30 protein-coding genes and 1 pseudogene are annotated in these 26,421 nt (G+C 62.6%); 15 read left to right on the top strand and 16 right to left on the bottom strand.

Going from position 1 to position 26,421, the window contains the following annotated elements; genetic code table 11:
* Window positions 1-5 precede the first annotated feature (5 nt).
* The 4 genes from EOC94_RS31475 to sppA form a co-directional block, all read right to left on the bottom strand.
* Window positions 6-986 carry an ornithine cyclodeaminase family protein gene (locus EOC94_RS31475; RefSeq protein WP_127295439.1) on the bottom strand — a complete coding sequence of 327 codons (981 nt, stop codon included), beginning with the start codon at window positions 984-986 and terminating at the stop codon, window positions 6-8.
* A gap of 136 nt (window positions 987-1,122) precedes the next feature.
* Window positions 1,123-1,455, bottom strand: a complete 333-nt coding sequence (locus EOC94_RS31480; protein WP_126104883.1) for a lipopolysaccharide assembly protein LapA domain-containing protein — start codon at window positions 1,453-1,455, stop codon at window positions 1,123-1,125.
* Window positions 1,456-1,531: 76 nt separating this feature from the next.
* Window positions 1,532-1,816 carry an integration host factor subunit beta gene (locus tag EOC94_RS31485; RefSeq protein WP_023797441.1) on the bottom strand — a complete coding sequence of 95 codons (285 nt, stop codon included), beginning with the start codon at window positions 1,814-1,816 and terminating at the stop codon, window positions 1,532-1,534.
* 69 nt (window positions 1,817-1,885) lie between these two features.
* On the bottom strand, window positions 1,886-2,839 hold the full coding sequence (gene sppA, locus EOC94_RS31490) for a signal peptide peptidase SppA (RefSeq protein ID WP_127295441.1): 954 nt from the start codon (window positions 2,837-2,839) through the stop codon (window positions 1,886-1,888).
* 318 nt (window positions 2,840-3,157) lie between these two features.
* Here sppA and lptC point away from each other — a divergent pair, with 318 nt between their 5' ends.
* From lptC to ptsN, 6 genes are all read left to right on the top strand, one after another.
* Window positions 3,158-3,871, top strand: coding sequence for an LPS export ABC transporter periplasmic protein LptC (gene lptC, locus EOC94_RS31495; protein ID WP_095488392.1), 714 nt, complete (start codon window positions 3,158-3,160; stop codon window positions 3,869-3,871).
* Entirely contained in the window at window positions 3,858-4,466 is a 609-nt protein-coding gene (locus tag EOC94_RS31500) for an LptA/OstA family protein (RefSeq protein WP_095488394.1), read from the top strand. Before lptC ends, EOC94_RS31500 begins: the two co-directional genes overlap by 14 nt.
* Window positions 4,466-5,284: an LPS export ABC transporter ATP-binding protein gene (lptB, locus tag EOC94_RS31505; protein ID WP_095488396.1), complete on the top strand. Its 819-nt coding sequence runs from the start codon at window positions 4,466-4,468 to the stop codon at window positions 5,282-5,284. Before EOC94_RS31500 ends, lptB begins: the two co-directional genes overlap by 1 nt.
* 190 nt (window positions 5,285-5,474) lie before the next feature.
* Entirely contained in the window at window positions 5,475-7,001 is a 1,527-nt protein-coding gene (gene rpoN / locus EOC94_RS31510; RefSeq protein ID WP_095488397.1) for an RNA polymerase factor sigma-54, read from the top strand.
* A 268-nt stretch (window positions 7,002-7,269) separates the two neighbouring features.
* Window positions 7,270-7,854, top strand: coding sequence for a ribosome-associated translation inhibitor RaiA (gene raiA / locus EOC94_RS31515; protein ID WP_095488399.1), 585 nt, complete (start codon window positions 7,270-7,272; stop codon window positions 7,852-7,854).
* A gap of 130 nt (window positions 7,855-7,984) precedes the next feature.
* The gene (ptsN, locus tag EOC94_RS31520; protein ID WP_095488401.1) at window positions 7,985-8,449 is read left to right on the top strand and encodes a PTS IIA-like nitrogen regulatory protein PtsN; all 465 of its coding nucleotides are present in this window, start codon (window positions 7,985-7,987) and stop codon (window positions 8,447-8,449) included.
* An 82-nt stretch (window positions 8,450-8,531) separates the two neighbouring features.
* Here the strand turns inward: ptsN and EOC94_RS31525 are convergent, their stop codons facing one another.
* Window positions 8,532-8,789, bottom strand: coding sequence for a DUF1150 family protein (locus EOC94_RS31525; RefSeq protein WP_095488403.1), 258 nt, complete (start codon window positions 8,787-8,789; stop codon window positions 8,532-8,534).
* A 62-nt stretch (window positions 8,790-8,851) separates the two neighbouring features.
* A complete protein-coding gene (locus EOC94_RS31530; protein WP_023797450.1) occupies window positions 8,852-9,277 on the bottom strand; it encodes an Hsp20 family protein in 426 nt (141 codons plus the stop codon).
* A gap of 143 nt (window positions 9,278-9,420) precedes the next feature.
* Here EOC94_RS31530 and EOC94_RS31535 point away from each other — a divergent pair, with 143 nt between their 5' ends.
* A complete protein-coding gene (locus tag EOC94_RS31535; RefSeq protein WP_127295443.1) occupies window positions 9,421-10,362 on the top strand; it encodes a nucleoside hydrolase in 942 nt (313 codons plus the stop codon).
* A 489-nt stretch (window positions 10,363-10,851) separates the two neighbouring features.
* On the opposite strand, the gene EOC94_RS31545 is transcribed toward EOC94_RS31535, so the two are convergent.
* From EOC94_RS31545 to EOC94_RS31575, 6 genes are all read right to left on the bottom strand, one after another.
* Window positions 10,852-11,169 carry a hypothetical protein gene (locus EOC94_RS31545; RefSeq protein WP_245458157.1) on the bottom strand — a complete coding sequence of 106 codons (318 nt, stop codon included), beginning with the start codon at window positions 11,167-11,169 and terminating at the stop codon, window positions 10,852-10,854.
* A gap of 107 nt (window positions 11,170-11,276) precedes the next feature.
* Window positions 11,277-11,891, bottom strand: coding sequence for a LysE family translocator (locus EOC94_RS31550; protein WP_126104888.1), 615 nt, complete (start codon window positions 11,889-11,891; stop codon window positions 11,277-11,279).
* Window positions 11,892-12,000: 109 nt separating this feature from the next.
* The gene (locus EOC94_RS31555; RefSeq protein WP_126104889.1) at window positions 12,001-13,449 is read right to left on the bottom strand and encodes an amidase; all 1,449 of its coding nucleotides are present in this window, start codon (window positions 13,447-13,449) and stop codon (window positions 12,001-12,003) included.
* Window positions 13,450-13,458: 9 nt separating this feature from the next.
* Window positions 13,459-14,367: a ribokinase gene (locus tag EOC94_RS31560; RefSeq protein ID WP_126104890.1), complete on the bottom strand. Its 909-nt coding sequence runs from the start codon at window positions 14,365-14,367 to the stop codon at window positions 13,459-13,461.
* A 159-nt stretch (window positions 14,368-14,526) separates the two neighbouring features.
* Entirely contained in the window at window positions 14,527-15,405 is an 879-nt protein-coding gene (locus EOC94_RS31565) for a methylated-DNA--[protein]-cysteine S-methyltransferase (RefSeq protein ID WP_126104891.1), read from the bottom strand.
* A 230-nt stretch (window positions 15,406-15,635) separates the two neighbouring features.
* Window positions 15,636-16,130, bottom strand: a complete 495-nt coding sequence (locus EOC94_RS31575) for a DUF2244 domain-containing protein (protein ID WP_127295445.1) — start codon at window positions 16,128-16,130, stop codon at window positions 15,636-15,638.
* 22 nt (window positions 16,131-16,152) lie between these two features.
* On the opposite strand from EOC94_RS31575, the gene nth reads away from it, so the two are divergent.
* Window positions 16,153-16,950, top strand: coding sequence for an endonuclease III (gene nth / locus EOC94_RS31580; RefSeq protein ID WP_127295447.1), 798 nt, complete (start codon window positions 16,153-16,155; stop codon window positions 16,948-16,950).
* Here the strand turns inward: nth and EOC94_RS31585 are convergent.
* Entirely contained in the window at window positions 16,944-17,399 is a 456-nt protein-coding gene (locus EOC94_RS31585) for a DUF2214 family protein (protein ID WP_127295449.1), read from the bottom strand. The genes nth and EOC94_RS31585 overlap by 7 nt on opposite strands.
* Window positions 17,400-17,592: 193 nt before the next feature.
* Here EOC94_RS31585 and EOC94_RS31590 point away from each other — a divergent pair, with 193 nt between their 5' ends.
* Complete coding sequence (locus tag EOC94_RS31590) at window positions 17,593-18,132, top strand: GNAT family N-acetyltransferase (RefSeq protein WP_127295451.1); 540 nt, start codon at window positions 17,593-17,595, stop codon at window positions 18,130-18,132.
* A 41-nt stretch (window positions 18,133-18,173) separates the two neighbouring features.
* Here EOC94_RS31590 and EOC94_RS31595 read toward each other — a convergent pair whose 3' ends face one another.
* Window positions 18,174-18,953 (bottom strand): IclR family transcriptional regulator, encoded by a 780-nt coding sequence (locus EOC94_RS31595; RefSeq protein WP_127295465.1) that lies wholly within the window; start codon window positions 18,951-18,953, stop codon window positions 18,174-18,176.
* A 205-nt stretch (window positions 18,954-19,158) separates the two neighbouring features.
* On the opposite strand from EOC94_RS31595, the gene EOC94_RS31600 reads away from it, so the two are divergent.
* The 5 genes from EOC94_RS31600 to EOC94_RS31620 all read left to right on the top strand — a co-directional run bounded on the left by EOC94_RS31600 (window position 19,159) and on the right by EOC94_RS31620 (window position 24,394).
* Window positions 19,159-20,136, top strand: coding sequence for a tripartite tricarboxylate transporter substrate-binding protein (locus EOC94_RS31600; RefSeq protein WP_127295453.1), 978 nt, complete (start codon window positions 19,159-19,161; stop codon window positions 20,134-20,136).
* Window positions 20,137-20,265: 129 nt separating this feature from the next.
* Window positions 20,266-20,802 (top strand): tripartite tricarboxylate transporter TctB family protein, encoded by a 537-nt coding sequence (locus EOC94_RS31605; RefSeq protein WP_127295455.1) that lies wholly within the window; start codon window positions 20,266-20,268, stop codon window positions 20,800-20,802.
* Between the two features lie 3 nt (window positions 20,803-20,805).
* The gene (locus EOC94_RS31610; protein ID WP_126104897.1) at window positions 20,806-22,329 is read left to right on the top strand and encodes a tripartite tricarboxylate transporter permease; all 1,524 of its coding nucleotides are present in this window, start codon (window positions 20,806-20,808) and stop codon (window positions 22,327-22,329) included.
* Window positions 22,330-22,344: 15 nt separating this feature from the next.
* Window positions 22,345-23,529: a CoA transferase gene (locus tag EOC94_RS31615; RefSeq protein WP_127295457.1), complete on the top strand. Its 1,185-nt coding sequence runs from the start codon at window positions 22,345-22,347 to the stop codon at window positions 23,527-23,529.
* Between the two features lie 13 nt (window positions 23,530-23,542).
* Window positions 23,543-24,394, top strand: coding sequence for a citryl-CoA lyase (locus EOC94_RS31620; RefSeq protein WP_127295459.1), 852 nt, complete (start codon window positions 23,543-23,545; stop codon window positions 24,392-24,394).
* Here the strand turns inward: EOC94_RS31620 and EOC94_RS31625 are convergent.
* Entirely contained in the window at window positions 24,370-24,879 is a 510-nt protein-coding gene (locus EOC94_RS31625; RefSeq protein ID WP_127295461.1) for an NUDIX hydrolase, read from the bottom strand. The two genes, EOC94_RS31620 and EOC94_RS31625, sit on opposite strands and share 25 nt — an antisense overlap.
* A 133-nt stretch (window positions 24,880-25,012) precedes the next feature.
* Window positions 25,013-25,318 carry a hypothetical protein gene (locus tag EOC94_RS31630; protein WP_127295463.1) on the bottom strand — a complete coding sequence of 102 codons (306 nt, stop codon included), beginning with the start codon at window positions 25,316-25,318 and terminating at the stop codon, window positions 25,013-25,015.
* A 429-nt stretch (window positions 25,319-25,747) separates the two neighbouring features.
* Here EOC94_RS31630 and EOC94_RS31635 point away from each other — a divergent pair.
* A pseudogene (locus tag EOC94_RS31635) lies at window positions 25,748-26,421 on the top strand (hypothetical protein); the annotation flags it as partial.

The following is a 26,421-nucleotide window of genomic DNA, read 5'->3' on the forward strand; positions in this document are numbered from 1 at the left end:
CTCCCCTACTCCCCTACTCCCCTACTCTTGAGCGCCTTGTACACGGCAATGCCGGCGGCGAGGTCTTCAAGGGCCGCGCCGACCGATTTGAACAGCGTGATCTCACCGGGGCTCTGCCGGCCCTTCTTCTGGCCGCGCGCCAGTTCATGCAGATCGGCGACGATGGCTTGCGCCTTCAGCACGCCCGAGGCCAGCGGCTGGACGATGTCGCCTGCTTCCTTGGTGGCGCCGGCCCGGGTATCGACATAGACGCGGGCACGCGCAATCGCATCGTCGTCGCTCTCGCGCATATCAGGCGTGAAGCCGCCGACCAGATCGATATGGGTTCCCGGCTTCAACAGCGCGCCCTTGATCAGCGGCGTGGTCGTGATCGTCGCCGACGAAATGATGTCGGCCAGGCCGAGTTCGGCGTCGAGATCGCTTGCTGCGGCGGCGGCAAAACCCTCGGCGCGCAATTTCGCCGCGACCTTTTCGGCATTGGCCGGCGTGCGGTTCCAGATGCGGATCGTCGTGATCGGCCGCACCGCCGAATGCGCCTTGGCGAGGAACGGCGACAGCGCGCCGGCGCCGACCACCAGCAGCCGTGAAGCGTCCTCGCAGGCCAGATAGGAGGCGGCCAGCGCCGAGGCGCAGGCCGTGCGCCACTGCGTCAGCCGCTGGCCGTCAATCATGGCTTCGGGCTCGCCCGTCGCGCCGTCGAGCAAGAGGTAAAGCCCCATCACCGCCGGTTTGCCTACGGCGTTGTTGTCGGGCGACACCGTGACGATCTTGACGCCGATATGGCCGCCTGCCGAAGTGCCGGCCGCATTGAAGTCGGTCCAGGCCGGCATCAACAGAAGGGTCGAAGCCGCGCCGTCGGGCCGTTCGACCGTATGATGATGCCTGACCGGTTGCACCGCGCCATCGCGAAAGGCCGCGCGCAGCGTCTCGACCAGTCCGGGAAACGTCAGTGCATGATCGACCTCGGCCGCCGAAATGGTCAGCATGGGGAAACTCCGTAGAGAGAAATGCGCCTCGGCATGATCTCGAAAATCGGAACCGATTTTTCGGAAACGATCATGCGTAAATCAAAATGGTACAGCGCCCTTTGCGCGTCCAAAAAAGACGCGGCGCTTCATTGGCTCAGCTCGTCGGCTTCGGCAAGGCCGGGCCCTGTGGTGCAGCCGGTGCGCGGCTGACCGCCTGGCGCAGGTTCTCGGCTTCGACGCCGCGCTGGCGCGCCAGCTTGCGATAGCGGCCCTGCTTGACCCAGGTCGCCAGGCTGCCGACGACCATGCCGATGGCGAGAGCCAGGAACAGGAAGATGAAAAGCGGCAGCGTCATCGTCAGCGCCGGATTGCCGGGATTGAACGGGTCCAGGGTGAAGGCAACCGGATCGCGGTTGGCGACGGCCAGCGCAATCAGGATGACGGCCAGCGGCACGAAGACCACGATGAGCATGAAGCGATTGAACATGGAATTTCCTGTCGAAGGCGGGTTCTACCGAGGGCCGGGCCCTACTGAAAAGGCCGGCGCGTGACCCGCGCGGCGCCTATTTGCCGCTGTTCAGCCTTTCACGCAATTCCTTGCCGGTCTTGAAGAACGGCACCCATTTCTCCTCGACCTCGACGGATTCGCCGGTCCGCGGATTGCGGCCGGTGCGGGCGGGGCGGTTTTTCACCGAGAAAGCGCCGAAACCGCGCAGCTCGACCCGGTTGCCTTCGGCAAGCGCGTCGGTGATCTCGTCGAAAATCGCGCCGACAATGTTTTCGACGTCGCGCAGAAAAAGGTGCGGGTTGCGTGTGGCGATGATCTGCACAAGTTCGGATTTGATCATGAGAAGGCTCCCCGTGAAAACACTGTGGTCAAAATTATGAGGATGATTTTATTTGCTTTTTCACTCGTCTCAAGGGTGCCAGACGGAAACGAGACCGTCAAGAAACAAGCGGTCGGCACCAAGTTCGTGGATGATGTCGCCGCCATAGTCGGGCAGGCCGAGCGCACTGCCGATAGTTCGCGCCATCGCCTTGGAGAACAGGAAGCCGCCGCTTTCGGTATCCTTCCACTCCACCACCTTGAGCTTGGCATCGACGCCCTTGGTTGCGAGCCAGTCGATCGCTTCGGTCTCGCCGCCGACCGCGTCGATCAATTTATTGGCAAGAGCCTGCCGGCCGGTGAAGATCGAGCCGTCGGCCAGCGCCAGCGCCTCCGGCTTGGTCATGTTGCGGCGTTCGGCGACGATGCCGACGAACCAGTCGTAGCTGTCCAGGATGAGCTTGCGGACCATTGTGCGCTCGTCGTCATTGGTCGGCTTGAAGGGCGATGGCGAGGCTTTCAACGGCGACGATTTCACTTCCTCGAGCTTGATGCCGAGCTTGTCCATAAGGCCGCTGACGTCCGGATACTGGATCAGCACGCCGATCGAGCCGACGATCGACGATTTGCGCGCGACGATATGATCGGCTCCGGTGGCGATCATATAGCCCGCCGATGCGGCCAGCGTGCCGACTTCGGCCACGACCGGCTTCTCGGCGGCCAGCTTGCGCACTTCCTCGTAAATCGATTCGCCCCCGACGGTGGTGCCGCCCGGTGAATCGATCGACAGGATCACAGCTTTCACCCTCGATGATTGACGGATGTCATCCAGCCGTTTGATCAGGTCTTCGTCTTCGGTGATGGTGCCCTCGATCTTGACCTTGGCGATATGGTCGACCGCCGTGCCGGTGAAGTCGTCACCGTAGATCCAGGTCGAAAGGGCAATCAGCCCGGCCGCTGCGACAACAAGCGCTGTGACGCGCCAGAATGTCAGCTTGCGGCGCAAGCGGCGGCGGTCGATCAGGTCGTCGGCTCTCAGTGCCATGGTCAGCCTCATAGTCGGTGGGAGCAGATGCTTTTAAAGCAACCATCCGCGCCCGGCTACCGATTCCTGACGAACTCGCGCCAAAGACAGGGTGTCGACGTTCGCGAGCCGGCGTTTCAAGTGACATCAAGACCAATCCACAGGCCCTAACGCTGTCCCGCTGTATCTGGTATGACGTGCAAGTTGTGGCGGTTTCATTTTCGTTTGTGCCACAGCAACCGTCACACTTTTGCGGTTTTCCTCCGCTTGTGCTTGCTTGAGGGCGCCGGCATCCCACCTATAGGGTGCTTGGCGGCAGGGGTTTAAAAGAAAGCAGTTATGTTAGCGCGACCGATCGAACCGACCAACACCGAGACGGAGTTGGCCCCCCCGAACGTAGGCCCGACGCGGGTCGACGCCTTCGGCATTGCCCAGCGCCATTCGCGCCGCGTGCGTATCTTGAAGCTGGCGGTGCCGCTGGTCGCTGCCGTGATCGCGGTCGCCTTCCCGGTCTATTCGTATCTCGCGGCGCCTGTCTCGATCCAGGTCCAGGCCGACGGCAGCGCCTTCGCCGATGGCAAGCTGGTGATGGCCAACCCCAAGCTCAACGGGTTCACCAAGCAGAAACTGCCCTATTCCATGACCGCCTTGCGCGCCATACAGGACGTGAGCAAGCAAGGCATCATCGATCTGGAGGGCATCGACGCCAAGCTGCCGATCTCGGCCGACAATGTGGCGGCCGTCAATGCCTCGCGCGGCACCTACAATCGCGATGGCAACACGATGAGCCTGACCAGCGATGTCACCATAACCACCACCGACGGCTTGGAGGCAAAGTTCAAATCGGTCTTTCTCGACATGGGCAAAGGCACTATGAAGACGAGTGATCCGGTCGACGTCAGCCGTGGCGGGTCGCGGATTACCGCAGATTCGATGTCGATCCAGGACAACGGCAAGATCGTGGTTTTCGAGAACAGAGTGCGTGTCAACATCGATCCCGCCAGCTTGAAGGCGGCAGAGGCAATGAGCGGAGCATCCAATGCGGTTCAGTAGTTCGGCACGGCTTGTGGCCGCGGCTTCGGCGTTGCCGGCCCTAGCGCTGGTTTTGGGGCTGGGCTTGGGGATGACGCCGGCTCTGGCGCAGTCCAAGGCCACCAGCCAGCTGTCGGGCCTCAAACTGTCCGGCGACAAGCCCATCCAGATCGAAAGCGACAAGCTCGAGGTTCGCCAGGCGGATAGCGTCGCCGTGTTTACAGGCAATGTAAGCGTCGTCCAGGGTCCGACCGTGCTCAAGGCCGGCAAGATGACGGTCTATTACGTCAAGGATGCCGGCGCTGCCGCCAAGGGCACGGAGGCCGCCGGTGCCGCGATGACCGGCTCGGCCAACATCGACCGCCTGGAGGTCGCCAACAAGGTCTATATCAAATCGGATGACCAAGTCGCCACCGGCGACCGCGGCACTTTCGACATGAAGACGGAAGTGCTGGTGCTTTCAGGCAGCAAGGTCGTGCTTTCGCAAGGCGACAATGTGCTGGTCGGCTGCAAGCTCACCGTGCAGATGAAGAGCGGCCTGGCCCAGGTCGACGCCTGCGGGGGCCGCGTCATGATGTCGATCACGCCGCCGAAGTCGGGAGCGGCGAAGCCCTGATGGCCGACGTAGCATCGCTGATGGCGCGTCTCTCAGGACGCGCCGCCGGCAAACTTGCGGCGCCGGCCACGGTCACTGTCGACACGGTAAAGTTCAAGGGAACCTTGATCGCGAAGGGCCTGACCAAGAGCTACAAGGGCCGCAAAGTCGTCAGCGGCGTGACGATCGGCGTGCGCGCCGGTGAGGCGGTCGGGTTGCTCGGCCCCAACGGCGCCGGCAAGACGACCTGCTTCTACATGGTCACCGGCCTGGTGCCGGTCGACGAAGGCACGATCGAAATCGACGGCTTCGATGTCACCTCGATGCCGATGTACCGCCGTGCCCGCCTCGGCATCGGCTACCTTCCGCAGGAAGCGTCGATCTTTCGCGGCCTGACCGTCGAGCAAAACATCCGTGCCGTGCTCGAAGTGGTCGAAAAGAGCCGCAAGGAGCGCGAACGCAGTCTCGACGAATTGCTCGAGGAGTTTCACATCAGCCATCTGCGCAAGGCCCCGTCGCTGTCGCTTTCCGGCGGCGAGCGGCGGCGCCTAGAAATCGCGCGCGCACTGGCGACCCGACCCGCATACATGTTGCTCGACGAACCTTTCGCCGGCATCGATCCGATCGCCGTCGCCGATATCCAGCAACTCGTGCGCCATCTGACGGCGCGGGGCATCGGCGTGCTCATCACCGATCACAATGTCCGCGAGACGCTCGGCCTGATCGACCGCGCCTACATTATCCATGCCGGCCAGGTGTTGACCCACGGTCGGGCCGACGAAGTTGTCGCAAACCCGGATGTGCGGCGGCTTTATCTCGGTGAGGGATTTACACTCTAAGCGTGAATATTTCTGTCCAAACGCGTTTTTTGACGCGAGACAGGCCTTTTTCTCCGATTTCTCGTCCGAATAACGCGACGATAGGCGAGTTTTGATCGCCATCGCCTTGACAAGCAAAAGCCGGGCCAGTTTCTATGCCCAACTCCTTCCGGCAGTCCGGATGCGTAGACAGGGCGTTTGAAACCGAACCATGGCGTTGGCGGCAAAACTACAGCTTCGACAGTCCCAGTCGCTGGTGATGACGCCGCAACTCATGCAGTCGATACGGCTGCTGCAGTTCACCCACATCGAGCTGGAACGCTTCATCGACGACGAGATCGAGCGCAATCCTCTGCTCGAGCGCGCCGAGCCGCAGGACGATGCCGTAAGTGACCAGGCGCAGAAGATCGACGTCGCGCCGGAAACGGCCCCCGGCGGCGACTGGTTCGAGACGGAAACGGCGTGGAGTGCCGAGGCGATCTCGGAAAAGCTCGATACTTCGCTGGAAAACCTGTTTCCCGATGACCCCGGCACCAGCGAGCGGCTCGGTCCCGACCTGACGGCCCAATGGAAGTCGGCCTCCGGCAATGGTTCCGCGTCCTCGTCCGACGGCTTCGACGTCGCAGACATGGCGGCCGCCGCCATCACGCTGCGCGAGCATGTCGGCGAACAGGTCGCGCTTGCCTTCGCTGACCCGGCAGCACGACTGATCGCCAGCGAACTGGCCGATGGCCTCGACGAGGCCGGCTATATGCGCGCCGACATGGCCGAGATCGCCGCCCGTCTCGGCACCGACAAAACAGCAGTGACGAATGCGCTCGCTGTCTGCCAAACGTTCGAGCCGGCCGGCATCTTTGCCCGCGACCTCGCCGAATGCCTGTCGCTGCAGCTCGCCGTGCGCGACCGGCTCGACCCGGCGATGAAGGCTTTGATTGCCAATCTCGAACTCCTGGCGCGGCGCGATTTCCAGACCCTGAAACGGATTTGTGGGGTCGACGAGGAGGATCTGCTCGACATGCTGGCCGAGATACGTGCGCTCGATCCGCGCCCAGGGATGGCGTTTTCGGGCGGCGCCAGCGACGCGATCGTCGCCGATGTCGAAGTGCGGGCGGCCAATGACGGGAGCTGGGTGATCGAACTCAACTCTGAAACGCTGCCGCGCGTGCTGGTCGACCATATCTATTTCGCCCAAGTTTCACCGCATGCGAAGAACCAGACGGAAAAGGATTTCCTGGCGGAATGCCTGCAGAATGCCAACTGGCTGACGCGTAGCCTCGACCAGCGGGCGAAGACCATCCTCAAGGTCGCCTCGGAAATCGTGCGCCAGCAAGACGCTTTCCTCGTCCATGGCGTGCGTCACCTGAAGCCGCTCAACCTGCGCACGGTGGCCGATGCCATCGGCATGCACGAATCGACCGTCAGCCGGGTCACCGCCAACAAATACATGCTGACGCCGCGCGGCGTGTTCGAACTGCGCTATTTCTTCACCGCCTCGATCGCTTCGTCGGGTGGCGGCGACGCGCATTCGTCGGAGGCGGTGCGCGACCGCATCAAGCAGTTGATCGACGAGGAGAAAACCGTCGACGTGCTTTCCGACGACGCGATTGTGGATATGTTGCGGGAAAGCGGCGTCGATATCGCCAGGCGCACGGTCGCCAAGTATCGGGAGGGCATGAATATTCCCTCGTCGGTGCAGAGGCGGCGTGAAAAACGCGCCTTGGCCAGCGCCGGGCGGTGATCTCCGACGGAATTTCCACAGCTTTTGCGCTTCATTGACAAGCCGCAACGAAGTGGCTAGAAGCCCGCCCGCATGAGACGGGCTACTGCCCGCATGTGGATGGTCCGTCACGACGTTGGCCACGGGACGGTCAAAGAAGGCGGCTTGTGATCAACCGGAAAGTTCGGATTTAAAATCGGCGCAAGTGACGCCGCAAAGCTTGTGCGCACAGATCACGGGTATAAACTCGGGACAGTTTGAAGCCTGAGCAAGGAAGGTCAGTTTTCAGATGACACTGCGCATATCAGGAAAACACATGGATATCGGCGATGCGTTCCGTACGCGCATCAACGACCGTGTCGGGGAAGTGATCGGGAAATATTTCGATCGGGGCTTTTCAGGTCAAATCGTAGTCGTCAAATCGGGGTCGCGCTACACGGCCGATTGCATGATCCGGCTGGATTCCGGCGCTTCGCTGCAGGCGACCGGTGAAGCCCAGGACCCGACGCTCGCTTTCGAGGCCTCGGCGGATCGCCTTGAAACCCGCCTTCGGCGCTACAAGCGTCGGCTGAAGTCACATAATTTAGGCAATGCCAATGGCGAGCTCACCGACATCGCCTATACGGTGATGGCGCCGCTTGCCGACGACGATGAGGAAATACCGGAGAATTTCGCGCCAGCCATCGTTGCCGAATCAACCATGACGCTGCGGACCATGTCGGTGGCGTCAGCCGTGATCGAGCTCGACACCAAGGACACCCCGGTCCTCGTCTTTCGCAATGCCGGAAACGAGCATCTCAATATCGTCTATCGTCGGCCGGATGGAAATATCGGCTGGATCGACCCATCTACGACCAAAGTCGCGCAGGGATGACGACCCAGGGTCGCACAGAGATGACGACCCAGGATCGCACAGAGATGACGGCCAAGGCGCACTGGGATAGGGAACCAGCCGCACGCGAGAGTGAGGACTGGCGACGGCAGGCGAACAAGGGATTTCAAGTATGGATCTGAGCGATCTTATCAACGTTCCGGCGATTTTGCCGGCGTTGAAGGCGAACTCCAAGAAGCAACTGCTGCAAATGCTGTCCGAAAGGGCGGCGGCGATTTCCGGCATTCCGGAACGGGAGGTGTTCGACACCATCCTGCAGCGTGAACGGCTGGGCTCGACCGGTGTCGGCAACGGCATCGCGATTCCGCATGGCAAGCTGGCCGGGGTGAAGCGGATCGCCGGCGTTTTCGCACGGCTGGAGACGCCGGTCGATTTCGAGGCGCTGGACGACCAGCCGGTCGATCTGGTGTTTCTGCTTTTGGCGCCCGAAGGCGCCGGCGCCGATCACCTCAAGGCGCTGTCGCGTATCGCGCGGGTGCTGCGCGACGCCGACACCGTAGCCAAGATCAGGGGCACCCGCGACGCCGCAGCGATCCACGCGCTTTTATCGGATACACAGGCCTCGCACGCGGCCTGAGCTTTTTTTGATCAGATCCGTTGAAGGGCCGCCGTGGGCGGCCCTGTCCGTTCCAACCAGATCGCTGTGCCGTATTGTTAATTTAGTGGATGGCGACGGGGGTCAGGTCGTTTTCCAGGGCGCCGGCCAGCGCCCGGTCGCGAGCGTCCGAAAGCAGGATCGGCTGGCCATTGGCGGCAAACAGGGCCCACAGTTCCAGGCCGGGCGCGATTTCGCCGAGGCCCGGGAAACGGCCGCGCAGATCGTCGCTCGACACTTTCCTGAGATAGGCGACCGTGCCTTCGCCGAGATGGGCGAATTCGCCGCTGGTCATGATGAGATTTTCGTCAGTTCTGGTCATTAAGCCTCCTTGGCGCGAGGACGCCGCTCAAGGCCGCCTCGCATGAGAGCCATCGGTGAAGATCAGTCTTTCACCGATATGTTTATTTTCCGTACCAGCCGTTCGGACTCGGGCCGATCGAGATCGATCGACAAAAGGCCGTTCTTCAGCTCCGCCGCGATCACCCGCATGCCGTCGGCCAGCACGAAACAGCGCTGGAACTGGCGCGCGGCAATGCCGCGATGAAGAAATTCGCGCTCGGTATCGTCGTTCTGACGGCCGCGCACGACCAACTGGTTTTCCTCCGTGGTCACATCGAGATCGTTTTCAGCGAAACCGGCGACAGCGAGCGTGATACGCAGCCTTTCGGCCTTGCCGTCGGCACCGCTGAGGCGCTCGATGTTATAGGGAGGGTAGCTGTCACCTGACTTCGCCAGACGTTCCAGGGTCTTTTCCATGGCGTCGAAACCCAGAAGAAGCGGGCTGGAGAAAGGCGTCATTCGGCTCATGTTACACTGTCCTCTCAAGAGCGACATAAAGCGGAAAAACCCGGATGGCATTTTTCCCGATGGTCTTGATATGGTCCGCCCCGCGGTCAAGTTCAAGCCGTCGAAAGCCCCGCCCAAAAAGACTCCCCAAACAAGGAATTGAAATGCCCCAATCCCGCAAGATCATCATCGACACGGATCCCGGCCAGGATGACGCCGTCGCCATATTGCTGGCACTCGGCAGCGCCGAGCTGGAGATCGTCGGTATGACCGCCGTTGCCGGCAACGTGCCGCTGAGGCTCACCGAAAAGAATGCACGCAAGATCTGCGAACTGGCCGGCAGGCCTGACATCAAGGTCTATGCGGGCGCCATCCGGCCGCTGGCGCGCGAACTGGTCACCGCCGAGGAGGTGCATGGCGAGACCGGCCTCAACGGACCGCAATTGCCCGAGCCGACAATGAAGCTGCAGGACCAGTATGCGGTCGATTTCATCGTCGAGACGCTGATGAAGGAAGAGAGCGGCACGATCACGCTCTGCGCGCTCGGACCGCTCACCAACATCGCGCTGGCGCTGATCCGCGAGCCGAAGATCGCGCCGCGCATCAAGGAAATCGTGCTGATGGGCGGCGGCTTCTTCGAAGGCGGCAATGTCACCCCGACCGCCGAATTCAACATCTATGTCGACCCGCATGCCGCCGATGTCGTGTTCAAATCCGGCATCCCGATCGTCATGATGCCGCTCGACGTCACCCACAAGGCGTTGACCACGGCCAAGCGCACGCAAGCCTTCCGCAAGCTCGGCACGAGGGTCGGCACGGCCACTACGGAGATGCTGGAATTCTTCGAGCGCTTCGACGAGGAGAAATACGGCACCGATGGCGGCCCACTGCACGACCCCTGCGTCATCGCCTATCTGTTGAAGCCGGAACTGTTCGGGGGCCGCGACTGCAACGTCACCGTGGAGACCGCCTCGGAGCTTACCATGGGTATGACCGTGATCGACTGGTGGGGCGTGACCAAGCGGCCGAAGAACGCCATGGTGATGCGCGACATCGACCATGATGCGTTTTTCGCGCTGCTGCTGGAACGGCTGGGGCGGCTCTAGGGCCGCTCACTCATTGAGCAATTGGTATGTTTCGGTGCCGGTCTCGCGATGCTGTCGCTCGATCGAAACTTCCGAACCAATCATATGGGGCCTCCCAACCTCACCATCGACAAATACCGGTGCATCGCGGTCGTAGAGACGGATTTCATATCTAACGAAATCCCCGGCCGATCGAAAGTTTCGGATTTATAGGCGTCGTCCTAGTGCTTTGGACGACGCCTTTCACACGTTGGGTATCAACAATCGGGCTGTTCGGCCTTGTCAGAATCGGTATAGCGGCCATAAGAACGAGCGCGCAAAAGAAAGTGACGCCAACTATTTTGTCGCGAAACTCCTCTTGAAGTAGAAGCAGCCGATTTCTAAGAGAAAGCCTCGTTGGACCCATCCACTATATTTGGGTACAGTAAATGCCTTCTTCAATAGCATCTTTCTCCGAAAGGAAGGGTGGCGCTTACTTCGCCTTTGAAAACGCCAGCCACAGGCCGCTGCTCAACTTGTAAACCGGTAGGAGATCGAACCGTTGTCGCGCGTGACGCGTTCAATGCTGACGCGCGAGCCGATCAGGTGCGGACGATCGTCATCGATAAGAACCGGCGAACCGTTTTCGAGAAAAAGTACATAAACAGCGCCGCGTCCTTTGCCCCACTGAACACTTTTGATCGTAGCGTCGATCGGGTCAACCGACCGGATCGGGCTTGCGTCATTCGCCCATTTGTTCAGAGCCGACGGAACCATCACCGCGAACAAAGTGATGAGCAGGATTACGCCAAACGCGTTCCTTTTCAAATCCGCATAAGTCCACGGCATAGACATGAATCCCTCAGTGCAGATTCATGTGGTGGCACGAAGGCTGACTTTCAATCAGCCTTTTTGCTCCGGCGATATTACTGTTCGTGACGCCGGGCTCGCGGCTGTTACTTCGCCTTTGAAAATGCCAGCCACAGGCCGCCGCCGACCAGGAAGCTGCCGCTGATCCTCGACAGCAGCTTGACGCGGCCGGCCGAGAGCAGGCGTCCGGCACGACCGGCGGCCAGCGCGTAGGTCGAATCCGACACGGCGGCGAAGATCATGGCAGTGAGACCCATGACGCCGATCTGCAGCGCGTAATTGCCTTCAGGGGCGATGAACTGCGGAAAGAAGGCGCCGAAGAATACCAGCGTCTTGGGATTGCTGATCGCCACCAGCAGGCCCTGCAGGAAGAAGCCGCCGCGCGGTGTCTTGGCCGATCCGTCGGCGTTCAGCTTGCCCTTGGAGCGGAACATCTGCACGCCCATCCAGATCAGATAGGCGGCACCGATCAGCCTGACCCACTCGAACCAATGGCCCATGCCCGCGATCAGCGAAGTCAATCCGATGCCGACAATGGCGATCATGATGGCCAGCCCGGCCTGGGTGCCGGCGACGTTGGCGAGGCCGGCGCGGGAGCCGTGGCGGATGCTGTTGGCGATGATCAGCGTGACCGTCGGTCCAGGCACCAGGATAATGACGATGCAGGCAACGACATAGGTGGCGTAAAGTTCCAGCGACATGGTTTTCCTCGACAATATCCGGCTTGCGACGCGGCCGACCGTGATCAATGCATGACAGCAACGCCGGTGCAAGCCGGGAACATATGTCGTTGGCAGCCTTGACCTGGATTTAGGCCCCGGCCTGCCACGGCAGCGTCGTCTCATAGGCCGCTGCTGCTCTCAGCACGGCCATGTCGCCGCGCGGCCGCCCGATCAATTGCATGCCCATCGGCCTGCCTCTGGCATCGAAGCCCGCCGGTACGTTGACCGCAGGGCAGCCGCCCAGCGTGGCGAGCGCTGAAACCTGCATCCAGCGGTGATAGCTGTCCATGGCACGCCCGGCCACTTGTGTCGGCCAGTGGGTGGAGACTTCGAAGGGGAAGACCTGCGCGGTCGGCAGCGCAATGAGGTCGAAGCGGTCGAAGAGCGACAGCAGGGTTTTGTGCCACGACGAGCGCCTCACCGTGGCAGCGTGGATCTGCGGCGCCGTGAGGCGCAGCGCATGTTCCACCTCCCACACGGCCTCCGGCTTCAGAAGTCTGCGTTTCAGGGGATCGTCGTAATGCGCCTTGAGCGCACAACCGCCGCTCGCCTGGCGCAGCGTCACAAAGGCCTGCCATAGGGCTTCGAAGTCGAAATCCGGCACCAGCGCTTCGGTCTGAAAGGATATTTCGGCGAAGCGGCCGAGAGCGGCCTCGCAAAGATCAAGGATGCCGGGTTCAACCAGCAGATGGCCGCCAAGATCGCCGAACCAGGCGATGCGGCCGCCGGCCGCCGCCGTTTGCAGCCCTTCGAGGAACGAGCCGTGCTTGTGATGTGAGAGCGGCGCGCGAGGGTCGTAGCCGGCCTGCTCGTCTAGCAGCAGCGCCATGTCGCGCACGCTGCGGCCCATCGGCCCTTCGACGCCCATCTGTGCGTGAAAGACGTCGAGGTCCGGGCCCGCCGGGACCAGTCCTTGCGACGGGCGAAAGCCAAAGACATTGTTGTAAGCCGCCGGGTTGCGCAGCGAGCCGCCAAAGTCGCTGCCGTCGGCGACAGGCACCATGTCGAGCGCCAGCGCGACCGCCGCGCCGCCGCTCGAACCGCCGGCGGTCAAGGCCGGGTCGAAAGCGTTAAGCGTCGGGCCGAACACGGCGTTGTAGGTGTTGGAGCCAAGGCCGAATTCGGGAACGTTGGTCTTGCCGATGATGATGGCGCCGGCCTTGCGGACGCGTTCGACGAAGAAGTCATCCTCTTGCGGCACGAAATCGGCGAAGATCGGCGAGCCGAAGCTGGTCCTGAGGCCCTTGGTCTGTGCGAGATCCTTGATGGCAATCGGCAGGCCGAACAGGGGTCCGGTATGCCCTGCATGCGCCAGATGCGCGTCCGCCTGGTCGGCCTCGCGCAAGATGTCGGCACGGTCCCGCAGCGAGACGATGGCGTTGACCAGCGGGTTCACTGCTTCGATCCGGTCGAGGAATGCCGTCACCACCTCGCGCACGGACAGACGCCGGCGCCGGATCGCGGCGGCAAGGTCCACGGCGGACCGGCGGCAGATATCGCCGGCAGGCGGCGCGGCGTGTTTCGTGGCAGGACGCATGGCTCTCACCTAGCTGGCGGATTTTTGTAGCGCCGCGTCGACTTCCTTCGCCTGCGGGATCGACGGCTGGGCGCCGGGCTTCAGGCAAGCGAGCGAACCAGCGGCTGCAGCACGGGCGAGCGCCTGTTCGAGCAGCAGGCCGGACGACAGGCCGGCGGCGAAATAGCCGCAAAACGTGTCGCCGGCGCCGACCGTGTCGACCGGAGTGATCTTCAGCGCCGGAACCATCAGAAGATCGGCTGGCGTGGCAGCCAGAACGCCGTCACCGCCGAGCGTGACGACGATTGTGCGGCCGGTCTTCCCGGCGTAATCGCGCATCCGCGCCGGGCGATCGCGACCGCTCAGCGACAGCGCCTCGCCATAGAGATCGAATTCGGTTTCGTTGGCGACGACATAGTCGGCCTTGCCGAGGAAGGCGGTCGCCTCTGCACGGAAGGGTGCCGTGTTGAGCACGGTGATCGCGCCTGCCGCCCGTGCCGCGTCCAGTGCGGCATCGACGGTGTGCAGCGGGATCTCCTGCTGGAAGAGCACGACATCGCCCTTTTTCATGAAAGCCTTGGAAAGATCGCCCGTCACGACCGAATCATTGGCGCCCGGCACCACGGCAATGACGTTCTCGCCGTCGTCGGCGACCATGATCAATGCCGTGCCGGTCGAGGCGAATGTTTCACCGACACCGGACAGGTCGATCTTGCCCTCTCTTAACAGAGCCAGGGCTTCAGTGGCGAAGTTGTCCTTGCCGACCGCGCCGACCATGCGCACCTTGGCGCCGGCGCGTGCGGCAGCCAGCGCCTGGTTGGCGCCCTTGCCGCCGGGAGCGGTGGTGAATCCGGAACCCCGAACCGTCTCGCCAGGTGCGGGCAAGCGGTCGACATTGGCGATAAGGTCGAGGTTGATCGAGCCGACAACGATTATCAAGTGGTGCCTCCCTGCTGACTGCGCGGGAAGCTAGCCCGGAAGACAGCTGCTTTCCAGAGCGGGCAGTCATTTCGCGGGTTAACGAAAAACACCGGCGAAAGCGTCTCGCCGGTGTCGCAAGGTCTGTTTGGGTATCAGCGCACGAGGCCGTGAACTATTTCAAGGCGCGACCTGTCCCGCTTCCCAGCCAAGGATGGCGCGTTTGCGAGTCAGGCCCCAGTGGTAGCCGGTGAGCGCGCCGGACTTGCCGAGAGCCCGGTGACACGGCACCACAAACGACATCGGATTGGCGCCGACTGCGGCACCCACCGCCCGGCTGGCGCTCGGTGCGCCGATGCGGGCGGCGATCGAGGAATAGGTGCAGGCCTTGCCCATCGGGATGCGCAGCAGGGCTTCCCAGACGCGAACCTGGAAGTCGGTGCCGATCATGACGACGCGCAGCGGCTGGTCGGCGCGCCACAGCGCCGGATCGAAGATGCGCGCGGCATAGGGCGCGGTCGCAGCCATGTCCTCGACATAGTTTGCGTTCGGCCAGCGGCTGGACATGTCGGCGAAGGCCGCACGCTCGCCGCCGGCATCGTTGAAGGCGAGGCCGGCAAGCCCGCGGTCGGTGACCATGATCAGGGCGATGCCGAAGGGCGAGATATGATAGCCGTAGCGGATCGTCAGCCCGGCGCCGCGCGTCTTGTAGTCGCCCGGCGACATCGCCTCGTGGGTGACGAAAAGGTCGTGCAACCGTCCGGGACCTGACATGCCGACCTCGAAAGAAGCCTCGAGCAGCGGCATGCCGGAATCGAGCAGTTTGCGCGCATGGTCGAGCGTGACGGCCTGGAGGAAGGCCTTGGGCGACAGGCCGGCCCAGCGGGTGAAGAGCTTCTGCAGGCCGGTCGGCGTCTCGCCAACTTCCTCGGCCAGTATTTCGAGCGACGGCTGGTCGCGGTAGTCAAGGCTGATCTTCTCGATCGCGCGCCGAACAACTTCGTAGTCACCGCCTTCGGGTGTGATGTCTTTCTTCAGAATAGCTGTCTGTGCGTTCATGGGACTATCTCCTTGAGCGCGAATATCGTCCTTCGCGGCGCCGATCACCACCCGAAACTTGCCTTCTTTCCGCACATCCCCAGATAGAGTTGGCTTCGGGAAAGGAGCCGATGATGGCTGGCGAAAAGGTGCATCTCACCAAGGAGAAGGAGACGTTGCTGATTACCGTGTATGGCAAGGCGTTGGAGAGCCGGTCGCCGCAAGATCGGCGGGATGTTGAGGTGGCGGTTTTAACGCGCCTTCGCGGTCGCCAGTGCCCTTGAAAAAGCAGTGGCAAAGCTCTCGCGGTCGTCTGGATTGAGGAAGCCGCCGATCGGCACATTCTGGCCTTGTGCTTCCACCGCCATCCTGGTGATGCCGATCTCGTCGTGGCGGGCGACCGAAAAACGCGCCCAGAACGGGTTGAAGCGATGCGCTTCCAATTTGCCTGACGGCGCGGTCTTGCGGATGTCGAGACTGGTGCGCGAGACCGACACCTCCTCGCGGGCGCGGGCGGCACGATAGTTGGCGCGAAAGGCGATGTAGACGGCGATGACGTCGAGACCGAGGAAGCCGAACACCGGCCAGGCGCCGCGCGACAGGAAAAACGCTCCGGTGACCAACGAGCCGAACAGCAGAGCGCCCATCAGGATGGCAAAGCCGGTTTTGCCCAGCGACCGATGTGGCGTCAGCAACGCCTCGAAGAATGGCTCGTCAGCCTGAAATGAGGCGTTTGTATCGCTCATGGCGGGATATTATAGGAAGGGGATGGCGAACCCCAAGTCCAAAAATTCCTCCACACCCAAAAACGACTTCCCCCGCGGCCGACGCGACGGCCCAACTGCCAAGCCGCGTGCCCGGCCGGTGCGGTCGTTCTACAGCCCGGGCGAGGTGCACGAGATTTTCCGACGCTTTTCCGTTCAGCGGCCCGAGCCGAAGGGCGAACTCGAACACATCAACGCCTTCACGCTGCTGGTGGCGGTGGTGCTTTCGGCACAGGCGACCGATGTCGGCGTCAACAAGGCGACGCGGGCGCTGTTCAAGGTCGCCGACACGCCGCAAAAGATGCTGGCGCTCGGCGAAGCCAAGCTCGGCGATTATATCCGCACCATTGGGCTTTGGCGCAACAAGGCCAAGAACGTCATTGCGCTGTCGGAAGCGCTGATCCGCGACCATCACGGCGAGGTGCCTGACGACCGCGACCAACTGGTCAAGCTGCCGGGCGTCGGACGCAAGACCGCCAATGTCGTGCTCAACATGGCCTTCGGCCAGCATACGATGGCGGTCGACACACACATCTTGCGCATCGGCAACCGGCTCGGGCTGGCGCCAGGCAAGACGCCGGAACAGGTCGAGCAGGGGCTGTTGAGGATCATTCCGGACGAATATATGCGCCACGCGCATCACTGGCTGATCCTGCATGGCCGCTATGTCTGCAAGGCGCGCAAACCGGATTGTCCGGTCTGCGTCATCGCCGACATCTGCAAGGCCGAGGAAAAGACGACTGATGTGCCGGCGCCGCTGGTCGAGATTGCGCCGCTCGAACCGGTAGGCGAAATTCAGTAGCCGTAGCCGCGCGCCATCGCCGCCGCGAAGACCGGGATCAGCAGGAAGATGAAGGCTTCGGCGCGGACATAAGTTCGAACGGACGCGAGTTGCGCCGCAGGCACCTGGAAGCCGGGGCTGGCCGAGGCCTGCCTGCTCCAGGAGCCGAAGCGGACGGTCGGGATGATCGACAGCAGGCCGACGATGACGAAGGCTGCCATCTTTGCCCAGAACACCCAGTTGTAGACGTAGAATTCCCAGCCCTTCAGGCCGTAGATGACGCGGGCGATGCCGAGGATGATGATCAACATGGCGATGATGCCGTAATGACGGTCGATGCCGACAAGCCGCCGGAGCGTCGTGGCGGGCAGATCGCCGCGGATCAGGACAAACTCGGCGCCGATGATGCCTGCCAGTGAAAACACCAGCAGATGATGAAAGATGGCAAGCACAAGATCGGTGGTATCCATGCCCTTTCCCTCCGTCAGAAGCCCAGCGGACGCGCTGAATCAGCTGCTGGTGAAAGTAACACTGCTGGGCAGGATTCACATTGGGCTGGAAGATGATCTGCACAGGCTTTGGCTCTTGTTTATCCGCAAAACCGCCGAGCAGTCTTGGGCGATATGCACTAAGCACGCAGGCAACCCAACCGAGGCATGACACATGGATAATCCACAGGCGCTCGTCGCTCCCGTCATCGAAACACCGCGAACCATCCTGCGGTCGCACCGGCTCGACGATTTCGACGCCTATGTCGCCATGTGGGCCGATCCGGCCGTCACCCGCTTCATCGGCGGCAAGCCGCGCACGAGAGAGGAAAGCTGGATGCGCTTCCTCAGGCATTCGGGCCTGTGGTCGTTGCTAGGCTACGGCTTCTGGGCGATCGAGGATAAGGCATCCGGCCGCTTCATCGGCGAGGCCGGCTTTCACGACCTGAAGCGCGATATGGTGCCGTCAATCGAAGGCGTTCCGGAAGCTGGTTGGGCACTCGTCCCGGCTGCCCACGGAATGGGTTTCGCCAGCGAGGTCGTCGGACGGGTTCTCGCCTGGGGCGACGAAGCATTCGGGCGCGCAAGGACCGTCTGCATCATCGATCCGGAAAACACCGGTTCGCGGAACGTCGCGGCAAAATGTGGTTACAGGGAAGTGCTGCGAACCACTTATCACGACACTGCGACGATCCTGCTGGAACGGCAGCCTTGAGGGTGTTTCCTGTCATCCTGTCGTTCTGGCTGTCGTTGTGGTCAGGCCAAATCGAGGTTTTCTGAGCCTTCCGTTTCGGCACCGGCTTTACGAGCCGCCTGTTCGAGCATCGAGGCGTCTTGGCCGAAAGCGCGGGTGGCGCGCGCGGCCGCCTCGATCAGCGGATTTTTCATGCGCTGGAGAAAGGCCGCGTCGACGCGTGTGCTCGGGCCTGACAGCGTCAATGCACCGAGCAAGGTCTGCCCCGGCCCGAACACCGGTGCCGAGACGCCCGCCGTCTCGGGGTCGCGATCGCCGACCGACAAACAGTGATAGGTTTCGCGGATCGTCTCGTAAGGCTCTCCCTGCTGACCTGAAAACGCCGCAAGCACGCGGCCGCCCGAACCGGCCAGCAAGGGCAGCACGTCGCCTTCCCGTATGGTGTAGCGAATCGGGTGCTTGGACTCGACACGATAGAGACAGGTGCGGACATCGCCCGAGCGGACATAGAACGCGACGCTTTCCCAGCTTCGGTCGGCTAGACCGCGCATGATCGGCAGCAGGATATCGATCGCCACGACCGAACGCTGGTACAGGGCGCCCAACCGGAAGGTGGCAGGGCCGACACGGTAGCGGCCGTCATCGAGGCGCTCCAGCAGCTGCCCGCGCAATAATGAGTTCGCCAGCCTCAGGATGGTGCTCTTGTAGAGGCCGGTCCGCGCCGCGATTTCGGCCAGGCTGAGCGAGCGGTCAGCGGTGGCGAAAGCATCGAGGATGGCGATCGCACGATCCAGCGCGGCAACACCGTCGGTCGAGGCAGGCTTGGGTTGTGTCACGGCCATCTGCTTGACCACGTCGTTCCGTTCTCCGTTGGACAGAAAGCGCCGATCGAAACAATGTGCAGCATGCGGACAGTTCTGTCTAGCAGAATGACGTTCCTGTTGACAGAACGATGCAAAGACTGCATGAATTTTTGTCGAGCGGGTCTGAATTCAGGCTACGTTGCTGGCAGGCACCAGAGGAGGTGTCGTGATTGGAGGAATCCCCATGCTGAACAGACGCAGATTTCTAATGAGCACCGCTGCTGCCGGCGCAGCCGGTTTCGGAGCGTTGCATCTCTCGCCCGCATTCGCGCAGGATGCGCCGCAGATCCAGATCTTCGTGCCTGCAGCGCCCGGCGGCGGCTGGGACCAGACCGCGCGCACGATGGACCAGGTGCTGCGCAGCGAGAAACTGATCTCCGGTTCGCAGATCACCAATGTCGGCGGCGCCGGCGGCACAGTCGGCCTGCCGCAGTTCATCAGCCAGTGGAATGGCAAGGGCAATTCGCTGATGGTTGCCGGCATGGTCATGGTTGGTGCCATCATAGCCAACAAATCGGCCAATAATCTCACCGAAGTCACGCCGATCGCCCGCCTCACCGGCGAGTTCGAGGCGCTTGTGGTGCCGGCGGCCTCGCCGTTCAAGACAGCAGCGGATTTCGTCGCCGCCCTCAAAGCCGATCCGACCAAGGTCCCGGTGGCTGGCGGTTCGGCCGGCGGCTCGGACCACATATTGTTCGGCCTTATCGCGAAGACGGCCGGTGTTCCGGCAGCCAACCTCTCCTATGTGCCGTTCGCCGGCGGCGGCGAGGCGCTGTCGGCGCTTCTCGGCAACCAGGTCGCGGCCGGTATCTCCGGCTATGGTGAGTTCTCCGAACAGGTCAAGGCAGGCGCGCTTCGGCTGCTCGCCATTTCCGCGGACAAGCCACAGGAAGGCATCGACGCACCGACGCTGAAGGAAGCCGGCATCGATGTCGAACTGTTCAACTGGCGCGGCGTCTTCGCACCGCCGGGCGTTTCCGACGCCGACAAGGCGGCGATGATCACGCTGGTCGAGACCATGGCCAAAAGCGATGCCTGGGCCACCGAATGCAAGAACCGCAACTGGACGCAAATCCTGCTCACCGGCGACGACTATGCGAAATTTCTCGCCGAAGACACGACCAGGATCGCGGCCATCCTCAAGGACCTCGGCCTTGCCTGATACCCTCGGAAGGGGGTGGCCTGCGCCGCCCCTTTCCGATGTTCGCCAGCCGCATGGACATACGATCCAGCGCGGGTGAAACTGCGGTGAGGTCGGCTGTGGGAGACCGGCTATCCAGGGAGGACGATCATGAGCACCAGCGACCAGCAGGCGGCGCGGCCGCGCCTTGCCGCGCCCGAATTGCTGATCGGCATCGGGCTTCTCGCTTGCGCCGGCGCGGTAGCCTGGCAGACGCTATCGATTCCTGTGTCGCCGCTCTACTCCAAGGTCGGCCCGACCGTCTTTCCCTACATCACCATGGTTGGCATGACGATCCTCTCCCTCTTGCTGATCGTCGCCGCCCTGCGGGGCGGCTGGCAACCGGACGAAGAAAAGGAAACGCCGACCGACTGGAAGGCGATGGGCATCGTCGCCGTCGGGCTGGTCGCGAACCTTGTGCTGATCCAGCCGCTTGGCTTTACCGCGGCCTCGGTGATCATGTTCGTTCTCATCTGCCATGGGTTCGGCAGCAGACATCCGCTGCGTGATGTGATGCTCGGCCTTATCCTAGCGCTTGCCGCCTATTTCGGCTTCGCCAGGGCTCTCGGCGTCAATATCGGCGCCGGCTTCATCGAGAACCAGCTGAACACGGTTCTCGATGCGATTATCCGTATGTTGAGGGCGTGACGCATGGAAACGCTTGGCCACCTCGCGCATGGATTTTCGGTCGCTTTTACGCCGGTCAATCTCATGTGGTGCCTGCTCGGCACGACTCTGGGGACCGCGATCGGCGTGCTGCCCGGCCTCGGACCGGCGCTGACCATCGCCCTGCTTTTGCCGATCACCTATCAGGTGGCGCCGGAAGCGTCCTTCATCCTGTTTGCCGGCATCTATTACGGCGCCATGTATGGCGGTTCGACGACATCGATCCTGCTCAACACGCCAGGCGAAAGTGCTACCATCGTCACCGCGCTGGAAGGCAACAGGATGGCCCGTTCCGGCCGCGGCGGCGCGGCGCTTGCCACCTCGGCGATCGGCTCCTTCGTCGCCGGCACGCTCGGCACGCTGGGCGTCGCCTTCCTGGCCCCGGTCGTGGTCAAATTCGCGCTGTCTTTCGGCCCGGCCGAATATTTTTCGCTGATGGTGTTGGCGTTCATCACGGTTTCGGCGGTGCTCGGCTCGTCGTCGGTGCGTGGCCTCACGAGCCTGTTCGTCGGCTTCGTCATCGGCCTAGTCGGCGTCGACCTGCAGACCGGCCAGCCGCGCTTCACCTTCGGCATGAGCCAGTTGCTCGACGGCGTCGACGTGATCGTCGTCGCCGTCGGCCTCTTTGCGGTCGGCGAGACGCTCTACATGGCCTCGCGCCGCTATGCCGGCAAGGACGAGATCGTGCCGCTGAGGGGATCGCTCTACATGACCGCCGCCGAATGGGCACGCTCGTGGAAGGCTTGGCTGCGCGGCACCCTGCTCGGTTTCCCGATCGGCGCCTTGCCGGCCGGCGGCGCCGAGATCCCGACGTTCCTGTCCTATGCGATCGAGAAGAAGCTCTCCAAACACAAGGAGGAGTTCGGCACGGTCGGCGCCATCGAAGGCGTTGCCGGACCGGAAGCCGCCAACAACGCATCGGCTGCCGGCGTGCTGGTGCCGATGCTGACGCTCGGCCTGCCGACTTCGGCGACGGCCGCGATCATGCTGTCGGCCTTCCAGAGCTATGGCATCAATCCCGGGCCGATGCTGTTCATGACGCAGGCCAATCTGGTCTGGGGGCTGATCGCCAGCCTGTTCATCGCCAATGTCATCCTCGTCATCCTCAACCTGCCGCTGATCGGTCTGTGGGTGCGGCTGCTGAAAATCCCGGCGCCGCAGCTCTATGCCGGCATCCTGGTGTTCGCCACGGTCGGCACCTACGGCATTTCTCAGTCGCCGACCGACCTCGTCATCCTCTATCTGCTCGGCGGGGCCGGATTCCTGATGCGGCGCTTCGATTTCCCGACGGCGCCGGTCATCATCGGCATGATCCTCTGGCCGCTCGCCGAAGCGCAGTTCCGCCGGGCGATGACCATCTCGAATGGCGACTGGTCGGTGTTCTACAAGCATCCGCTGTCGCTGACACTGCTGACCTTGGCGTTCATCGGGCTGATTGGGCCGCATATCTGGGCCTACGTCGAGCGCAGGCGCACGCGTGGGCCGGAGCATGTGCCGGGCGATGCCTGACCTGTTTGTGACATTATGACCGATCTGCTGTCCGGTGTCCGCATCCTCGACCTGACCAATGTTCTGGCAGGTCCTTACTGCGCCTATCAGCTCGCGCTGCTCGGGGCGGACGTGATCAAGGTCGAGGCGCCGCAAGGCGGCGATCTGGCGCGCCAGCTCGGCGGCTCGCCGGAGCTCAACAGTGCCGGAATGGGCGCTTCGTTCCTGGCGCAGAACGCGGGCAAACGATCGGTGGTGCTTGATCTCAAAAAAGAGGCCGATCGCGAACGCTTCCTCGATCTGGTCGCCTCCGCCGACGCTCTGGTCGAGAATTTCCGCCCCGGCGTGATGGACCGGCTGGGGCTTGGCTACAAGAAGCTGAAAGAGGTCCGCCCCAGCCTGGTATATTGTGCGATTTCGGGTTTTGGACAGACCGGGCCGATGCGCGACAATCCGGCCTACGACCAGATCATACAGGGACTGTCCGGCATCATGAGTATCACCGGCACGCCGGAGACCGCGCCGCTGCGTGTCGGCTATCCCGTTGCCGACACGTTGGGCGGGCTGGTTGGTGCCTTTGCCATCACTGCTGCACTTGTGAAGCAGAAGACGACAGGCGAAGGCGCTTTTCTCGACGTGTCGATGCTCGAATGCACGCTTTCCGCACTGGGCTGGCCGGTCTCCAACTATCTGACGGCTGATGTCGAGCCGCAGCCGATGGGCAATGAGAACATGACGGCGGCACCTTCTGGAACGTTTCGCACCGGCGATGGCTTGCTCAACATCGCTGCCAACAAGCAGGAGCAATTCGTGGCGCTCTGCCGGCTGATCGGGCTGCCCGATCTGGCGTCGGACCCGCGCTTTGCCGAGCGCGAGACGCGCAAGCGCAACCGCATCGCCTTGAAGGCGCTGATCGAGGATGCCCTGGCGAGCGGCTCGGCCGCGGCTTGGGAGGAGACGCTCAATCGCGCAGGCGTGCCGGCGGGCAGGGTGCTGACGATCCCGCAGGTGCTGGCGGAGCAGCAAGTGATCGGACGCGACATGACCACCCGTTTCGATGGCATGCCGAACATGGACCGGCCGCTGACCGTCGTGCGCGGCGGGTTCATGGTCGATGGCGCAGCACCCTCGCCGACCAAGCCGCCGCCGACGCTGGGCGAGCATATGGAGGAGGTGTTTGCCGGCTTGCCGCCCCGCGTCAAGAAAAGAGCGCAGGCATGAGCGACGCGAGACCATGAGCAACGTTGGGAAAAAAACCGGCCGCGAGCGCGGCGAGGAATGGTGGCAGACCGATATCATCGAAATGCGCCCCGGCGTCATTCGGCTGCGCGGCTACGAGATCCAGGATCTGATCGGCCGCGTCAGCTTTCCGGCGATGATCTGGCTGATGCTGCGCGGCGAACTGCCTGGTGAGGAGCAGGCGGCGCTGCTCGGCATCGCGCTCGGTGCTGCCGTCGATCACGGGCCGCAGGCGCCGTCGATCGCCATTGCCCGGATGGCGGCTACCTGCGGCGTCGGCATCAATAGCGCCATGGCCTCAGCCATCAACGTCCTTGGCGACGTGCATGGCGGCGCTGGCGAGCAGGCGCTTGCCTTCTACGGCGACATCGCCGCGGCACTGGACGGAGGCATGACGCTTGCCGACGCTGTCACGGCGCGGCTCGATCGCTTCTTTGCCGAGGAAAAATCCTATGTGCCGGGGCTCGGCCATCGCTTCCATCCGGTCGATCCGCGGGCGCCGCGCCTCATCGAACTGACCCGCGATTTTGCCGCGCGCGGCATCGTCGGCGGCCGTTTCGCCGACATCGCCGAGGCTGTTGAGGCCGAGGTCGCGCGGCGCAAGGGCAAGAAAATCCCGCTCAACATCGACGGCGCCACCGCCGTCATCTATGGCGAGCTCGGCTTTCCGCCGCCGCTGACGCGTGGCCTTTTCGTGCTGTCGCGCTCGGTCGGCATATTGGCGCATGCATGGGAGCAGTCGCAGCAGAGCGACCGCAACAAGGGACCACTGCCGCGCGAATGGTTGTGGGCCTATACCGGCACGCCGGTCCGGCCTTTTCCTCAGGGAGACGACGACTCCAAATGAGGCCCTGGTTCAAATTCGCTAGCGGGCGCTGGTTGGGGAATTTTTAGGTTCTTCAGCAGCGTTGAAAGGTCGGGCTCGTCGATAAGCACTGCTGCGTCTTCCGGCGTCAGCCATGCCCGCTGCCGTCTTTTGGCTTCCTGCCAGTTGGCCAGCTCCTCGGTCACCGCCAGCAGATAGACGGTGACATCGACGCGGACGAAGCGGTTCGTCAGCCGCTTCCAGTAGGAATAGGTGCCGGCTGGCTGCTTCAGCGTCTTGCCGAGGACGCCGGCTTCCTCCTGCGCTTCGATGGTGGCTGCCTTGCGCCCACTCTTGCCCTTCATCGGCCAGCCCTTGGGCACGATAAAGCGCCTTGTCGATATCGAGGTGACCAGCATCACCTCGATATCGCCACGCCCGCTCAGCCGAAAGGGGATCGCCGCGACCTGACGGACCCGCTCACCCTTCCTCGCCTTGCGTACGACCTTCTTCTTGGTGGCTGCCATTCCCGACGATCCAATCAGGGCAGTGCCCAAGCACAAAGGCACGCTGCGAAATCAAAACCGCCTTCGATGCTACTTCAAGAACAGAGGCGTTCAAGCATATAAGTCGGCTAAATAAAGGAAAAGCGCCGGCTCATCAGCGGCAAGTGCTGATAAAGCGGCTGCCCGACCGCTGCAACTGGCAAGTAGGCCTCATCTGCTGCACATCAGGCCGCTGCGACGGCGCGATCTCCCGATCCTGAGCACGGAACTGCTGTTGCTGCTGCTGATATTGCTGGCGCCGCAGCCTGTTCTCGAGCACCTGCAATTCGTTTTGCCGGACCAGCGCGTTGCGGTCGGCGGGGTTGAGGACCTGTGCCAAGGCGACCGGACTTGCGCCCGGCAACGTCGCCGTCGCCAGCAATGCCGACGTGAAAATCGTTGAAAGACGAGACTGCGACATCCGTTCATTCCCGCGGAGGAGACACCCTCCTAATATAGGATGTCTGTGCGGCGATGCCATGGCCAAGGTCCGATCGTAGCGGAATCGATGCGCCTGCCTTTCAGGGTGTTATATTCGTGGGCTCTAATATTATGGCAGTCCGATTGAAGCATTGCCGTCATATGACGACTATGAAACGCCAGACGTTTTGGCCAGTGTCCTTCACGCAACACTTCGATTCCATCAGGCGCAAGTTCAACAATTCGAATTCCATCGGGCAGAAGTTAATGTATTCTAATCAAGCCAGCGCTTTACAACGAATCGGGAGCGCCGACCTTAATGCGTTGAGTTCTATTACGAATATCCAGCATTTTTTACTGCCTGAGTAGATGTGGCGGCAGCGGCGGATCCAAGTAGAGATTGGGAACGTCGCACTCTAGGGGGTAGTGCATGGCTTTGTTCTCAAGGCTCTCCGTGTCGGATTCCGTGCGGCGGACCGTCATCGGCAATAAGGCCGTTTCGACGGAACGCCCTGTCGATATCAGATCGAGCAAGAAAGCCGGACCCGCGCCGGAAGCCGCGCGCGGCGAGAACCGGCGCATTTTGCCCGGCCGGGCCATTCTGCCAAATCGCCTGGCGCTGCTGCTCGGCGCCACGGCCTTGGCAGGGCTCCTTCCCGTTTCGACAGATGTCGTTCATGCGCAAGTCCTCATCAATCAAAATGGAGGCAATGGAGGCAACGGCAGCGGCTATGACGGCGACGGCGGCAATGGCGGCGCGGGCGGCAACGCAGTGCATGTCAACAACACCGACCAGAGCGTGCCTGCGCCGGCTCTGCCCCATGTTAGCGCCTATGATGTCACGGCGGACGGCGGCAATGGCGGCAATGGCGGATACGGCTTTCTGTTGCTCGTAGGCAATGGTGGCGAGGGCGGCAATGGCGGCAACGCCGGAAGCGCCAGTGCCACCAACACCGCTAGCCTGTTCACGGAGGGCAATTTTCATCACGGCATGGTTGCGACAGCCACCGGCGGTCAGGGCGGTGATGGCGGCGGAAGCGGCGGTCTCGTTTTCGCGGATGAAGGTGACGCTGGCCATGGCGGCGCCGGCGGCAACGCCAGTGC

The organism is Mesorhizobium sp. M6A.T.Ce.TU.016.01.1.1 (assembly GCF_003997065.1).
GTDB classification, from domain to species: domain Bacteria; phylum Pseudomonadota; class Alphaproteobacteria; order Rhizobiales; family Rhizobiaceae; genus Mesorhizobium; species Mesorhizobium mediterraneum.